General features: G+C 53.3%; 13 protein-coding genes. 11 read left to right on the plus strand and 2 right to left on the minus strand.

Translation table 11 applies throughout. From position 1 onward, the window contains the following. Positions 1-144 precede the first annotated feature (144 nt). Positions 145-2,292, plus strand: a complete 2,148-nt coding sequence (locus PDUR_RS03515) for a methyl-accepting chemotaxis protein (RefSeq protein ID WP_042205120.1) — start codon at positions 145-147, stop codon at positions 2,290-2,292. A 282-nt stretch (positions 2,293-2,574) separates the two neighbouring features. Next, complete coding sequence (gene ilvA, locus PDUR_RS03520; RefSeq protein WP_042205121.1) at positions 2,575-3,837, plus strand: threonine ammonia-lyase IlvA; 1,263 nt, start codon at positions 2,575-2,577, stop codon at positions 3,835-3,837. A 51-nt stretch (positions 3,838-3,888) separates the two neighbouring features. Here the strand turns inward: ilvA and PDUR_RS03525 are convergent, their stop codons facing one another. After that, a complete protein-coding gene (locus PDUR_RS03525) occupies positions 3,889-4,863 on the minus strand; it encodes a hypothetical protein (protein WP_052409984.1) in 975 nt (324 codons plus the stop codon). A gap of 20 nt (positions 4,864-4,883) precedes the next feature. Then, positions 4,884-5,654, minus strand: a complete 771-nt coding sequence (locus PDUR_RS03530) for a DUF1129 family protein (protein WP_042205122.1) — start codon at positions 5,652-5,654, stop codon at positions 4,884-4,886. Between the two features lie 90 nt (positions 5,655-5,744). Here PDUR_RS03530 and PDUR_RS03535 point away from each other — a divergent pair, with 90 nt between their 5' ends. From PDUR_RS03535 to PDUR_RS03575, 9 genes are all read left to right on the plus strand, one after another. After that, entirely contained in the window at positions 5,745-5,933 is a 189-nt protein-coding gene (locus PDUR_RS03535; RefSeq protein ID WP_042205123.1) for a hypothetical protein, read from the plus strand. Positions 5,934-6,529: 596 nt separating this feature from the next. Beyond that, positions 6,530-7,357: an alpha/beta hydrolase family protein gene (locus PDUR_RS03540; RefSeq protein ID WP_042205125.1), complete on the plus strand. Its 828-nt coding sequence runs from the start codon at positions 6,530-6,532 to the stop codon at positions 7,355-7,357. 84 nt (positions 7,358-7,441) lie between these two features. Beyond that, complete coding sequence (locus PDUR_RS03545) at positions 7,442-8,218, plus strand: DODA-type extradiol aromatic ring-opening family dioxygenase (RefSeq protein WP_042205127.1); 777 nt, start codon at positions 7,442-7,444, stop codon at positions 8,216-8,218. A gap of 231 nt (positions 8,219-8,449) precedes the next feature. Then, on the plus strand, positions 8,450-8,926 hold the full coding sequence (locus PDUR_RS03550; RefSeq protein ID WP_042205128.1) for a hypothetical protein: 477 nt from the start codon (positions 8,450-8,452) through the stop codon (positions 8,924-8,926). Further along, positions 8,914-9,903: a CehA/McbA family metallohydrolase gene (locus PDUR_RS03555; RefSeq protein WP_042205130.1), complete on the plus strand. Its 990-nt coding sequence runs from the start codon at positions 8,914-8,916 to the stop codon at positions 9,901-9,903. Before PDUR_RS03550 ends, PDUR_RS03555 begins: the two co-directional genes overlap by 13 nt. 238 nt (positions 9,904-10,141) lie before the next feature. Continuing rightward, the gene (locus PDUR_RS03560; protein ID WP_156130268.1) at positions 10,142-10,873 is read left to right on the plus strand and encodes a glycerophosphodiester phosphodiesterase; all 732 of its coding nucleotides are present in this window, start codon (positions 10,142-10,144) and stop codon (positions 10,871-10,873) included. A 3-nt stretch (positions 10,874-10,876) separates the two neighbouring features. Next, positions 10,877-11,878, plus strand: a complete 1,002-nt coding sequence (locus tag PDUR_RS03565) for a LacI family DNA-binding transcriptional regulator (RefSeq protein WP_042205131.1) — start codon at positions 10,877-10,879, stop codon at positions 11,876-11,878. A gap of 130 nt (positions 11,879-12,008) precedes the next feature. Continuing rightward, the gene (locus tag PDUR_RS03570) at positions 12,009-12,833 is read left to right on the plus strand and encodes an ABC transporter permease (RefSeq protein ID WP_042205133.1); all 825 of its coding nucleotides are present in this window, start codon (positions 12,009-12,011) and stop codon (positions 12,831-12,833) included. A gap of 50 nt (positions 12,834-12,883) precedes the next feature. Further along, positions 12,884-13,921 carry an ABC transporter ATP-binding protein gene (locus tag PDUR_RS03575; RefSeq protein ID WP_042205134.1) on the plus strand — a complete coding sequence of 346 codons (1,038 nt, stop codon included), beginning with the start codon at positions 12,884-12,886 and terminating at the stop codon, positions 13,919-13,921. Position 13,922: the final 1 nt, after the last annotated feature.

A 13,922-nucleotide genomic window follows, 5' to 3' on the forward strand; every position in this document is an offset into this window, starting at 1 on the left:
TTTTGCTGCAAAAACGGTCAAATTTCGACACTATAAATAAAAAAATCTGTTTTTACGACATGAAACCTTACATTCCCTAAAGAACTCCAAGCTGAAATCCGATAGCATGATTAAAGGTATATTCATATTGAAGGCGGGATCATCATGGTACAGAAGTTGACACCTAATGAAGAATTCGAGGCGGAGACCGTACAGGGGGGCGAAGGTGCGGAAGTAAAGACAAGTTTAACGAGCTTTGCCGGGAAATTGCTGCACCGCCTCTCGGATATGGGAATCAAGGGCAAGCTGTTTCTGTTTGTCATCGTGTCCATTGTTATTATTTTTTCCATCATGGCCGGTGTCATTTACAGTAATACTAAGAAGCTTATCGTCGATGATTTGCGTCAGGCGCTCGATTATGAGAAACGGCAGATTTCTTCGGAAGTGAACGAACTGCTCATGCCGGCTGGCGGCAGTGTGGAGCAGTTAGATGCAAACGCTTTTGTAAGGGACTTCATTACAAGCGTATCCTCTCCGGATGCTATTAAGATGACGGATGGATACAGCGAACTCATTCGCACACTTAATCTGACCAAGGACAACAATAAAAATCTGCAGAACGTATATATCGGCCTGGATTCTGTTAACAAAATCATTACCCAGGGTGAGTTCGAACCCCCGGCCGACTACAACATGAAGGAACGCGCTTGGTATGCCGCAGCGGTTAAGAATAACCGGCTTACTGTGACCGACCCTTATATTGACGCCGACTCCGGCAAAATGGTTGTTACGCTCAGCGCTCCGATTCTGGACGACAGCGGCAAGCTGATCGGCGTGGCGGGTGCGGACATTTCGACGGAGCAAATTACGCAGGCGCTGAAGGGCTTCAACTACAAGGGCAGCGGATTTGCGCTGCTGGTCAATAAGGACGGCACTTTCATTTACCACCCGAACAGCGACTATATTTTGCTTAAGAAGATCGGCGAGCTCGGTGAGGAATGGAAGACGGTCGGCGATAAAATGCTGAAGTGGGACTCAGGTGTCGTCAAGGCAAATATTGACGGTCAGTCCAGCTACGTCTCCTATGCGCCTGCCGTCGACAATCAATGGGCGGAAGCGCTCGTCGTTCCGGCAAAAGCTGCGGAGGGCGCCCTGCGCTCCTTCCAGTTAATTTTCATCCTGTCCACCGTAGCGGCGATCATCATCATAGGCTTAGTGCTGTATTTCGTCGCTGCGAGTATCCTGAGACCGATTCCGGTGCTGACGGAAGCTTTCCGAACCGCGATGGCCGGGGACCTGTCGGTCCGCGCCAACGTCAAGGCTAAAGGTGAAATCGGCATTTTGGCCAAAGGCTTCAATGAGATGATTTCCTCCCAGCAGAACATGATTAGGGAAATCATGCGCACCTCGCGCAGCATTTCGAACCATGTCGAAAATACGGAGAAAAATGTATTCGCTCTGGACGAGAACATTGCCGATGTGTCCGCCACAACCGAGGAGCTGTCGGCGGGAATGCAGCAGACCGCCGCCGCAATGGAAGAGATGAACGCCAGCACGCTGGAGATTGAAGGCGCGATCAACAATATCGCCTTGAAGGCGCAGGGCGGCGCTGGGTCGGCCAAGGAAATCAATGAGCGCGCCGAGCGGCTCAAGCAGTCGGCCATCGAGTCCCGGCGGGCTGCCGAACAGATCTATGGCCAAAGCGAGGAGAAGCTTCGCAGCGCGATCGAGCAGTCCCGGTCGATTGAACAGATCAAGGTGCTGACAACTTCCATCATGGAGATTGCTTCGCAGACGAATCTGCTGTCCCTGAACGCCTCGATCGAGGCGGCGCGGGCTGGCGAGGCGGGTAGAGGATTTGCCGTAGTCGCCGAGGAAATCCGCAAGCTGGCGGAGAATTCGCGCCTCGCTGTAAATGAAATTATGCAGGTAACCGGATTGGTTGTTACGGCTGTGGGCAGCCTCGTTGAAGGAGCGGAGGATATCCTGCAATTTATGGATAAGCATGTCCTGCAGGATTACGACGCTATGCAGAAGACAGGCTCCCAGTATAGCGAAGACGCCAAGTATGTAGAAGACCTGGTGACGGATTTCAGCGCGACTACGGAAGAACTGCTCGCATCCATCCAGAGTATGCTGCATGCCATCAGCGAAACGGCCATTGCCACGAATGAAGGCGCTGAAGGCGCGGGCAGTATTGCTGAAAGAACGGAGCAGATTATCGAGAAATCCGGCAGCATTGTGACGGAGATGGAAGAGATCCGGACCAGCGCGTCGGCGCTGCTGGAAACGGTGTCCCGTTTCAAGGCGTAAGCCGGCTTAGGCCTTAGTCATAAGTCACGGCCCCTACGGTTCATTACTAATCGCAGGGGCCGTTTTGTTGACGGCATAAATGACCTGAAGCGAACCCTGGACGTTCATGATGGGAAGCCCTATTTTGGCGAAAATTTGCCGGTTTTGCCGGTTGCTGCAACCCGCAGTGCTTGAAAAAAAGCCGCTGGGGGAGTATGTTACAAGAAGCGGCTTTTTGTTCATTTCAAAAACGGCAAGTTTCGGATACGAAACGCTATCAAGACAGTGAAGCGAGGAGAATTCATGAAAGAAAGCGACAACCGGATCGTGGGTTTGGAAGACATCGTGCGAGCGCATCATATGCTGCGGGAAGTCATTGTTCGGACTCCGCTGCAGCGCGACGAGGTGCTGTCGGCCAAATACGATTGCAATGTATATCTAAAGCGCGAGGACCTTCAGGTCGTGCGCTCTTTTAAGATCCGTGGAGCTTATAATATGATCCGCAGTCTCTCTGAGGAGGAGAGAAACCGGGGAATCGTCTGCGCCAGCGCGGGCAATCATGCGCAGGGCGTCGCTTTCTCCTGCCGTGCGCTCGGGATTCACGGCAAAGTCTATATGCCAAGCACCACTCCCAGCCAGAAGGTGAAGCAGGTTCGGCGTTTCGGCGGAGATTATGTTGAGGTAGTGCTCAAGGGAGATACGTTCGACGACGCTTACGAAGAAGCGATGCAGGCCTGCGTTGAGTACGGAATGACACTCATTCATCCGTTCGACGAGCCGAAGATCATCGCAGGCAACGGAACGATTGCGATGGAGGTTATGGAGAGCCTGGCCGATCCTGCCGATTTTGTATTTGTGACTATCGGCGGCGGCGGGCTTGCGGCGGGCGTGGGAAGTTATGTGAAGACGGTCAGCCCGTCGACCAAGGTCATCGGCGTGGAACCGCTCGGTGCGGCTTCCATGAGCGAAGCGTTCAAGCTGGGCAAGGTCGTTACGCTTTCGGAGATCGACAAGTTCGTCGATGGTGCAGCGGTAAAGCGGGTGGGCGGACTTACCTACGATATTTGCGCCCGCACGCTTGATGACATCGTTAAGGTACCGGAGGGCAAAGCCTGTACGGCTATATTGGAACTGTACAACGAGAACGCTATCGTGGTGGAACCGGCGGGTTCGCTGCCGATCGCGGCACTGGACCTGTACCGCGAGCAGATTCGCGGCAAGACGGTCGTCTGCATCGTGAGCGGCGGCAACAATGATATCGACCGGATGCAGGAGATTAAAGAACGCTCGCTGATTTATGAAGGGCTGAAGTATTACTTCATGATTAATTTTCCGCAGCGGGCGGGCGCGCTGCGCGAATTTGTGTCGGAGGTGCTTGGTCCTGACGACGATATTACCCGGTTCGAATATACGAAGAAGAACAACAAGGAGGACGGCCCGGCCCTTGTCGGTATCGAGCTGCTGTCCAAGGATGCCTATGAACCGCTCGTTGAGCGGATGAAGCTTAAAGGCCTGGACTATGTCGAACTGAACAAGGACTTGAATCTGTTCAATATGCTGATCTGACCCGGACGGCATAAATAAGGCTGGCGCAGGCATTAACCCTGCGCCAGCCTTTTATTGTTCTCTCTTCGAAGCGGCGAGCGGCTGCGATGAGGCGGGGATGTCTGGAGGCGCCGCCTGCTTGCGGTATTCCTCGATTTCATCGGTAAGCTTGTAATCATGCTCTTTCAGCAGCTTCATGAAGCCGTCCAGCTTCTCCAGGTACGGGCTATCGCCGTTATTTTTGGCCAGAACTGCGGTATAGGCTTTGCTCGCTTCCAGATCCATCTCCAGGTTGTCGTAATGGAACAGCGGCGTATTGTTCAGACCGTAGAACGTGTCGATTTCATACATCCGGTATAACGATTTTACCGTCTCGATCCGGTTCGAACGCGGGTAGGCAGCGATGAAGGATTCCTGGGCCAGCGCACGGGACGCAACCTCCGCCCAAGCGATCGTAAGGCCGTTGTCCTTGCTTGAGGGGAGGTCCGATTCCACGGCCATGATGGAAATATAGTCGCGGATGTCGCTCATTACATACATCTTGTATTTTCGGTAAGCGGCATAATCAATCACCGGGAAGAACGATCCTTCGGCCGTCTCCAGTTTGTATCCGTTCCCCGCAGCTCCCCGCAGCAGCAAGCGCAAATTTGCGTTATCTGTCTTGTCCGCGAGCTTCGCGAGGCTATCTCCATGCTCGTAAAGGTCCGTCAGTTCGCGCTGAAATCCATCTGCATAGAATCTATCCTGCCATGCGGGCAGCGCCGCCTTTTGGACATTTTCAAGCCTTAGCGTCATAATCGTGGCGCGGTATGATCCGACGGCGTAAATATTGGCGTTCAAATAGCCGATTGCCTGCGGCAGCTTGGCGGAAGAGGACAACAGCGGCAGATAGGCTCTATAGACCGCCTCGGCGTGGCTGGAACTGGCTGATGAGGCCGATGCGCGTCCGGCAGCGGCAGCCTTCTGCGCGGAAGCCGGACGCGTCCACAGCGCCGGCAAGACGAGGAGCAGCGCGGCCGTTGCGGCGATAATGGCGGTTTTGTTCATGGATTGGACCTCCCTGGCTATTATTTGCGAAAGAAGATAAACTTTAGGCCGATAAGTCCGCAGGCGAAGATCAGCAGACAGTGCCAGGGAGACAGCGTAAATACCGGGAACAGCTGTCTGAAATACAGTCCGGCGAACACAACGGCGACTACGGCGCCAATGTATACGCCCAGCGCTTTTAAGTTGAACCCGCCTATTCTGGGAACATCGTCCTCGGACAGGGACGAGAGCCATTTCATCAGCAGCTCGATGCCGGCAATGGAGCCCAGGCCTACGGCGATCATTGTGAACAGGCTGATGCGGCCGAACGGTCCGGCCGTCCCCTGGCTCCATATAGTGATAAGTCCGGCAATCCCCTGCATGCCGAACAACAGGATGAGCGCCGTCCACGAGATCATGGCGTAGTGGCGGGCCTTGCCGCGCTCGGGACGGGCCGGCGCGCGCTCGATGGCTTCCCGGAAATATTCTTCCGGATCGCTGCCGAAGATTTGCTGGGCGGTCCTGCCTTTGGCCTGCTCGCGCAGCAGCTTGTCGGCTGCCTCTAACAGCAGCTCCTCCGTTCGCACGGCGTCCACCCGGCTGGCCCGTAGCGCTAATATCATATCCTCAAAGAAAGAGCGATTGCCCGGCGTCATCTTTTCCCTGAGGCGGTTGTTTTCCTTGATCATGTCCCTGACATTCATCTTGTAAGCATTGCCCTCCAGTAACCGCAAGCGGATATTCTCTACGAAGAGTATACGTTTGCCCGGCCGTTCCGTGCAAGGATAAGCGTCCGGGCGCTGCCGCCGCATAATATTTTTCCCGAAGGTAAATATTTATAAGGTAATTTCCGGTAAGGAAATTTCCGGCTTTTATTTTGAAAAAGAAAGGGGCAGCGCTCTATGGGACGCAAAGACGAACGGGAAACGGAATATTCAGCGGAAGGCGGCACATCCCGCGTTTCCGGCAGCGGGGTTTGCGACTGGGGCGGCTCGGACGGCTTCAGTCTTTCGGACAGCGCCGCGGAAACTCCTAAGGAATGGATGAAAGACCTGGAAGATCGAGAGGAAACGGGCGAAACTTTTCAATAACTGCGTTAACTTCACCGGCGGCTGCATAGCTGCAATATGACAAATTCAATGACCTGCAGGCAGGATAACCATACCTTCGGCGGGTCATTGTTCTTTTTTAGAAAGTTTGTTACTACAACGAGGTGAGATGAGCCAAATGATGCAGAAAGCCTGAAATTGTGCATCTTTTCATCGCTATAGAAGCCCTGCGGTATAACATGCCTACCAAAATGCAGTTTTTTACCCGTTCAACCTCAGTTTCAGCTGGCACACCGTCAAATTCCTGTACAATTTCAGGTCTTCCCTGCTAACAGACATTTTCGATTTAAAAACCTGCATCTGAGCTGTTTTGCAAGGCGCTGAACGAACAACCATCACCGGCTTGACCTCGCCCCTTTACGTTGGAGCTTTTTGAGATCGACAGCATGCTTATCCCGTAAAACTTTCCGCCAATTCATCCGCAGCCGATGCCCCGGTGTAAAGCGGCGTTATGATGATAAAGCGGCGTTATGATTGACAAAATGATTGAGGAGGGATATTATAAAGATATAAATCATAGTAATTTAATCGGAATAATAATATATTTGAATTAGCGATTAATGACAGGAGGTACAGACATGGAACGGGCGATCACCATCCGGCATAGAGGAGAGGAACTGACAGCCAGCATACATTATCCGGGAAAGGAAGGGAAGTCCGGCCGCTGCAAAAACCGGGTGCCGCTCGTGGTCATCTGCCACGGGTTTATCGGAAGCCGAATCGGCGTGGACCGTCTGTTCGTCAAGGCCGCCCGCGAACTGGCCGGCGACGGATACATGGTCATCCGTTTCGACTATATCGGCTGCGGCGAGAGCAGCGGCAATTACGGAGCTCAGGATGTGGAATCGATGATCGCCCAGACGCGGACGGTGCTTGATTACGGTCTGAGCTGCGCCGATGTCGATCCCACCCAGGTAACGCTGATCGGCCACAGTCTGGGGGGAGCCGTTGCCCTGCTTACAGCGGTAAGAGACCGCCGGGTGAAGAATCTCGTGTTATGGGCGGCCGTCGGCTATCCCTTTAATGATATCGTGAAAATCGTCGGACGGGAGGCGTACGATCAGGCGGTGCAGACCGGTTCTGCCGATCATGCCGGATACAGCTTCACACCGGTGTATTTTAACTCGCTGGCCGATTTTCAGCCCTTTCAGGAGGCGGGCAAATTTGGCGGCGACGTGCTCGTGATTCATGGAACCTCGGATGATGTGATTCCGGTAGACTACGCTTTTTTATATCAAAAGCTGTTCTGGACGCGCCCCGACGGACGCTGCGATAAGGAGATTATTTTTCAGGCCGATCATACCTTCTCTTCGGGCCCGGCCCAGCAGCAGCTGCTGAAGCGGACCAAAGAGTGGATGAACGAACAGGAGCGTGTGCAGGAAGAATGGCAAAATTGGATGATCTAGGAGGACTGCTTTACTCGCAATACCAGGCTGGAAACGTTAAAATATAGATGCACACCAAAAACCAAGCGTTTGGAGGTTGCATCAATGAAAATTCCGGCATTTTTTATCGCACACGGCTCCCCTCTGCTTGCGATTGAGGATAATGACTACACCGCTTTTCTGGAAAAGCTTGGCCGGGAACTGCCGCGCCCGCGCGGTATCGCCGTCTTCTCGGCGCATTGGGACAGCCCGGAGCAGCTGGTTACGGTAGATGAACGCCATGAGACGCTGCATGATTTCTACGGATTCCCTGAAGAGATGTACCGGCTTACCTATCCGGCTCCCGGAGATGCCAGCCTCAGCCGCCGGATCGGCGAGCTGTTCGCCGCAGGCAACCTTTCCTATCAGCCTTCTCGGGGCCGGGGTATCGATCATGGCGTCTGGGTTATTCTGCGGCGAATGTTTCCGGATGCCGATATTCCGGTCGTGGCGCTGTCCGTCGATTCGCTTAGGTCCCCGGCGGAGCAGTATGCAATCGGACGCATGCTCTCGCCGCTGAGGGATGAAGGTATACTCTTCATTGGCAGCGGGGGCCTGGTCCACAATTTAAGGATGCTCGAAGACGGCGGCAACCCGGCGGAATGGGCGGTGGACTTCGATAGTTGGATTGCGGAGAAGCTGGAGGCCGGAGAGCTTGAGGCGCTGTTCGCCTATGACAAACAGGCTCCTCATGCCCGCGACGCCGTTCCTTCCTACGGGAAAGAGCATTTTGTCCCGCTGTTCTATGCGATGGGAACGGCAGCCAAAGGGACGAAGGCGCAGCGGATGTTCCAGGCGTACCAATACGGAACGCTCAGCCTGAACTGCTGGAAATTCGAATAATTTAATAGATGACAGAAGGGTTGACCTTTAAAGGTCAGCCTTTTTTTAAGTTGAAATGGCGGCCTTTAAAGGTCATTTGCAGGCGCACTTTAGAGCCTCCCCTTGCTGGAATTTTTTACTTCCGCGCTTTACAAAGCTTGAACCCCCAGTTAATTTACGCTAAACAATCGGACTGTAAAGTAAAGCTTGTGGGACCGATCCCAGAATCCCTTAAGTGAGAGGAGGCATAGGATGCTGCTGTTGAACGTCACAGGACAGCTTGCCCCTTCTGATTCCAAACGCCATATCACATACGGATTTCAGTTAGACAAGCCTGCCGCAGTTATCCGGCTCAGGTTCACCTACTGGCCCAAGCTGCTGGAAGACGAGGGGCAGGCGATGGGTTTAATTATGAAATCCATCGATTCCTATGTTGCCCCGGAGCATCAGAGTCCGGTCCGGGAAGGCTGGAGGCGGTATTTACCGCTCAAAAATCTCCTTACCTTGTCAATGGACGACCCTATCGGATATAGGGGAGCATGCCATAGGCACGATGCGGAGCAAAGCCTGTTCCTGTCGGAACAGGAAGCGTCCGAAGGGCTGATGCCCGGTAAGCTGGCTTTAGGAGAGTGGAATGTAACAATCAGCGCTCACTCTGTCATAACGGAGCGGTGTTCTTATGAGTTGTCCATATGGACGGAAGGGGCGGAAACCGCATGCGATGGCTAGCTTCCGAACTGCATACGCATACCTTTCACAGCGATGGCAGGCAGTCTCTGCGGGAACTGGCCGCAGGTGCGGCGAAGCTGGGCTTCGACTGCATCGCGCTTACCGATCATAATACGATGTCGGGACTTGGGGATTGTGAGCAAGTCCAGCAGGAAACGGGCGTCGTCATTATTCCGGGCATGGAGTGGACGACCTTCCATGGGCATATGGTGACGATTGGATTGCAAAATTTTGTGGATTGGCGCAAAGCGGGACAATCTGACATTCACGAAGGAATCTCCATGGTGCATGGGCAGGGCGGGCTTGCCGGAATGGCGCATCCTTTTCGGATCGGAAGTCCCGTCTGTACCGGATGTTTCTGGGAATATGAAATCAGGGACTGGAATGACCTTGATTACATCGAAGTGTGGTCGGGAACGTTCGCACCCGTCAAGCCAGAGAATCGGCGGGCCTTCGCCTTATGGACGGACCGGCTGAACGCCGGCATCCGCATCGCGGCCACGTCCGGACGGGATTGGCATGAACAGACGGCTACGGATGATCCGGTCTCGGTCACTTATCTGGGGCTGGATGACGGGCCGGGAACGATTTCGCAACAAGCGGTTCGGGCGCTTGCGCAGGGGCGGGCCGCGGTAACGACCGGTCCGCTGGTAACGATGGAGGCAGAGGCCGACGGCACATGGTACGGCATCGGCGAATCCGTCCCTGTGGAAAATGGAGCAGACTTGATCAATCTCCATGTGAAGATCGACTTTTCCGTTAGGCAGACGCTGTGGGAACTGCCGGCTCAGGATTTTGCGTTAAAAATTACAGGTAATTCGGGAACTCTTGCACAGTTTGCCGCCCGATCGGCCGACCAGATCCACAGATTCAGCATCCCGGCAGACGGATTGATCTGGGCGAGGGCCGAATTATGGGGAATTGTAAAAGGCATGCGAACGATGGTCGCTTTTACGAATGCCATCTATATAAGCTGAACTTGAGATTTTTCCCATCAGATATCAGTCGTAATTACGAGGAATGTTTGGACTTTCCGCCGCTGTTGTCCCCAGATTTCTTAATTAAACCGCTATCAGCGGGTGAAATCCGGAGACAAAGGCGATCGCTGTCGCTCCTACAGTTCCAAACTTCCCCTTCGTTACTCCTTACCCTGATGCCATTTTACAAGTTCATCCTATATATTTCGCCCTCGCCGATGAATAAGGAGGAAAAATAGTGAACGCAGTTCCACTTATTACCGCGCATACCGGATGTATGAATACGCCCGATAACTCCCTGCTCTCGATCGAAACGGGCCTTGCGAACGGGGCGGATATTATTGAAGACGACATTCGGGTTACCCGTGACGGCATCCCCGTCCTCAGCCATGATGATGCGGTCCGCCTGGCGGACGGGTCTATGGGCAGGCTATCGCAAATGACGATTTCGGAATTAAATGAAGGTCTGTCCATTCCGATCGTTAAGCTGGAGCAGGCACTGCATCTGGTGCGGAATTCAGGCAAGACGATGAATCTCGACCTCAAGGCGGATGAATGTATTGAGCCGGTATCCGAATTGGCCAAGAAGCTCGACATGCTGGGCCGCGTATTTCTGTCGGGCTGCGAGGCGGACAGGGCCCGTAAAGCCAAGCATAGCAGCCCTGGATTGCGTAAGCTTCTCAATGTGAATGCCAGTCTGTTTCTTGCCAGCAGCTATGCGGAAGCCGTCCTGCAGACACTTCAAGATGCTGGAAGCGCCGGCTGTTTCGGAATTAATGTGCCTTACCGTTTAGTCGAACCGTATCTGCTGGAGCAGGCGGCTGAATCCGGGTTTCAAATCTACATTTGGACCGTTGACGAGGAAAAGGAAATGAGATTATACGCGGGTATGGGCGTGCATTCCATCACTACAAGAAATGTTGCCGACCTCGTTCGGATTAAAAAGGAAATGTTGGCGGAAGGAAGTTGAGCGGTGGGCTATAACATTAAAGAAATCGCCTCATTGGCAGGCGTCTCTAAATCGACAGTGTCCAGAGTAATCTCGGGCTCCGGCTACGCCAGTCAAGAAGCGCGTGAACGCGTGATGAAGGTTATTGAAACGCTTCAATACAAGCCGAGCGCGGTGGCGAGAGCGATGGTAGCGCAGCGGACGTACAATATCGGCGTCATCATTTTTCGTGAGCAGCAGCCAATCGTGTCCCATCCGCTGTACGGCAAAATTGTTGACGCCATCCTGATGGCGGCCGGGGCTAAAGGTTATTCCGTATTTCTGACTACGGACCGTGAGATGTCGCTGCGTTCCACTGATTTTATGCTGGAAAAAAGGGTGGACGGATTAATTCTGATCAGCCGGCTTCGGCAAAATGTCATCGATTACGTAAAATCATTTAATATTCCATATTTGATGGTCAATGGATCGACCGACGATCCGGAAGTCGTTCAGATCGTAAGCAAGGACGAAGAAGGCGGGGAACGGGCCGCGTCTTACCTGTACCAGCTCGGGCATCGCAAAATCTTCATTATCGCCGGTCCGCAGGAGCACAGAAGCCATAATTTACGCCTGAAAGGCTTTTGCAGCAGTATGGAAAGACTGGGCAACGAAGAAGGGCTGTCCGTAGTTTCCTCGCCGGAATCCAGCTCTGATATGGGATACCGGGTCATGCTGGAGAATTGGGATCTTTTCATGCAGGGAGCTTTCACGTCTTTGTTCGCAACGAATGACATGCTCGCTCTCGGAGCAATGAAGCTTCTGGCCGAGAGGTCGGTTCGTGTACCTGAACAAGTCGCCGTTATGGGCTTTGACGATATCGATTTCGCCTCCATGTACTCCCCTTCGCTTACAACCGTGAGGGTAGAGAAGGAGAAAATGGGACATGATGCGGTTTGGATGCTGGACCGGTTAATCCGGAAAGAAGACAGCCTCCCCAAGCTGAACGAGTACGCGAGCGAACTGATTATTCGCCAGTCTACCTAAAGTATCCTTTTTACGATTCATGTAATCTCAGATAATACTGTTCAAATATTAAGATATTAAAATAAAAATAATGATGTGGGAACGGTCTCATAGTTGAGGCATTTATCCCGGAAAGGAGCTTTACAGGCGCATGAGTTGGTATTTCAGAGCCATCGGTTTTCGGAAAATATTCGAGTTCCTGCTGCTTGTCGCCTTTGTCGTGTTCTTTGTCGGCCCGCTCTTGAATCTTGCCGTGCTTGCTTTCAGCAGCAAATGGAGTTATCCCGACCTGCTGCCCCGTCAGTGGTCCTTGCAGTGGTGGCATTTCGTGCTCAAGGAGGAGGATATCGCCAAATCCATTGGGCTTTCGTTTCTGATCGCCGCGTTAGTCACGGTATTGTCCATCGTCATTTGCATCCCGGCCGCTTATGCCTTTGCCCGGATACGATTTCCGCTGAGCCGTTTCTTTCTATTCTCTTTTCTGCTTACGCACGCTTTTCCAAAAATGGGGCTGTATGTCTCGATTGCCGTCCTCTTTTATAAACTGGGGCTGATGAATACGCTGCTCGGCGTGGTCCTGGTTCATATGATCAACGTCCTGATGTTTATGACCTGGATTCCGACGGCCGCCTTCCGCAATGTTCACACGGCGCAGGAGGAATCGGCGAGGGATGTGGGCGCAACGCCGTTCCGCGTATTCCGCAGCATTACGCTGCCGATGGCGATGCCGGGTATTCTGGTCGCTTCCATCTTCACCTTTCTGAACTCTTTGGACGAGGCCCAGGGCACTTTTCTGGTCGGAATTCCCGATTTCAAGACGATGCCGATCGTGATGTACTCGATTATCGCTGATTTTCCGAGCAACGCCGGCGCCGTATTCTCAATCATTCTTACTGCTCCGACCATTATTCTGCTGTTAGCCGCCCAGCGTCTGGTCAGCGCGGATATTATGGCCAGCGGTTTCCAAGTTAAATAACGTAGTCCCGGGACATTAACCGGATCATTTCCGGATCACGGAGGAATTTCATGAGTGTACAGCTTTCGATTCGCAATTTGACCAAACGTTACAAGACGGGAGAAGGCGTAACCGATATTTCGCTCGATGTGAAAAAAGGTGAATTGGTCACCCTGCTTGGCCCTTCCGGCTGCGGCAAAACGACGGTGCTCCGAAGCATCGGCGGCTTTCTTGAGCCGGATTCGGGCGAGATTATGATCGCGAGCCGGAGCGTGGTTAAGCTTCCGCCGGAGAAACGGCCGACCTCGATGGTCTTTCAAGGGTACAATCTGTGGCCGCATATGTCCATCTATGACAATCTGGCCTTCGGGCTCAAGATTCGCAAGACGCCGAAGGCAGAAATCAAGAAAGCCGTCGAGGATGCGCTTCGGCTTGTGCGGCTCCCAGGCGTGGAGAAGAAGTTCCCCAGCCAGCTGTCTGGCGGACAGCAGCAGCGAATCGCCGTCGCCAGATCCCTTTTGCTGAAGCCGGAGGTATTGCTGCTGGACGAGCCTTTCTCCGCGCTTGACGCCAAGCTTCGCCACGAGATGAGGGAGGAGCTGCGCGAGATTCAGACGGAGACTGGCCTGACCATGGTGTTCGTCACCCATGATCAGGAGGAAGCCCTTTCCTTGTCGGACCGGATCATCGTGATGAACCAGGGGAATATCGAGCAAATCGCGGCGCCACAGGATATATACGATTCGCCGGATACGCTGTTTGTCGCCCAGTTTATCGGCAAAATGAACTTTTTGGAGGGGGTGGTGGAAGAGGACAAGCTGCGTGTGGGAGGTCTGGTGTTTCCGAATACGAAGCGTCTTGCGGGGTCAATCGTCGTCGCCGTCAGGCCGGAGGATGTCATGATCGGTCCGGATTCCGGAGAAAAAGACGGCTTGTATGGAACAATCAAGCAAGTGATGGTGCTCGGCCATTATGCCGAGGTATCGGTTGAACTTGACGGGTACGGCCCGATTCGGGCGTTTCAGCCGAGAGATACCGTGAAGGAACTTTCGTTGGGTCAGCGTGTAACCGTCGCTTTTGCCAAAGTGATTGCTTATCCGAACAAGTAGG

This window comes from Paenibacillus durus (genome assembly GCF_000756615.1).
Taxonomy (GTDB): Bacteria; Bacillota; Bacilli; order Paenibacillales; family Paenibacillaceae; genus Paenibacillus_AQ; species Paenibacillus_AQ durus.

Coding starts and splice junctions, on each gene's coding strand:
- PDUR_RS03575 (WP_042205134.1), top strand. CDS start 12,884: ATGAGTGTACAGCTTTCGATTCGCAATTTGACCAAACGTTACAAGACG.
- PDUR_RS03530 (WP_042205122.1), bottom strand. CDS start 5,654: ATGCGGCGGCAGCGCCCGGACGCTTATCCTTGCACGGAACGGCCGGGC.
- PDUR_RS03525 (WP_052409984.1), bottom strand. CDS start 4,863: ATGAACAAAACCGCCATTATCGCCGCAACGGCCGCGCTGCTCCTCGTC.
- PDUR_RS03570 (WP_042205133.1), top strand. CDS start 12,009: ATGAGTTGGTATTTCAGAGCCATCGGTTTTCGGAAAATATTCGAGTTC.
- PDUR_RS03540 (WP_042205125.1), top strand. CDS start 6,530: ATGGAACGGGCGATCACCATCCGGCATAGAGGAGAGGAACTGACAGCC.
- PDUR_RS03515 (WP_042205120.1), top strand. CDS start 145: ATGGTACAGAAGTTGACACCTAATGAAGAATTCGAGGCGGAGACCGTA.
- PDUR_RS03545 (WP_042205127.1), top strand. CDS start 7,442: ATGAAAATTCCGGCATTTTTTATCGCACACGGCTCCCCTCTGCTTGCG.
- PDUR_RS03555 (WP_042205130.1), top strand. CDS start 8,914: ATGCGATGGCTAGCTTCCGAACTGCATACGCATACCTTTCACAGCGAT.
- ilvA (WP_042205121.1), top strand. CDS start 2,575: ATGAAAGAAAGCGACAACCGGATCGTGGGTTTGGAAGACATCGTGCGA.
- PDUR_RS03535 (WP_042205123.1), top strand. CDS start 5,745: ATGGGACGCAAAGACGAACGGGAAACGGAATATTCAGCGGAAGGCGGC.
- PDUR_RS03550 (WP_042205128.1), top strand. CDS start 8,450: ATGCTGCTGTTGAACGTCACAGGACAGCTTGCCCCTTCTGATTCCAAA.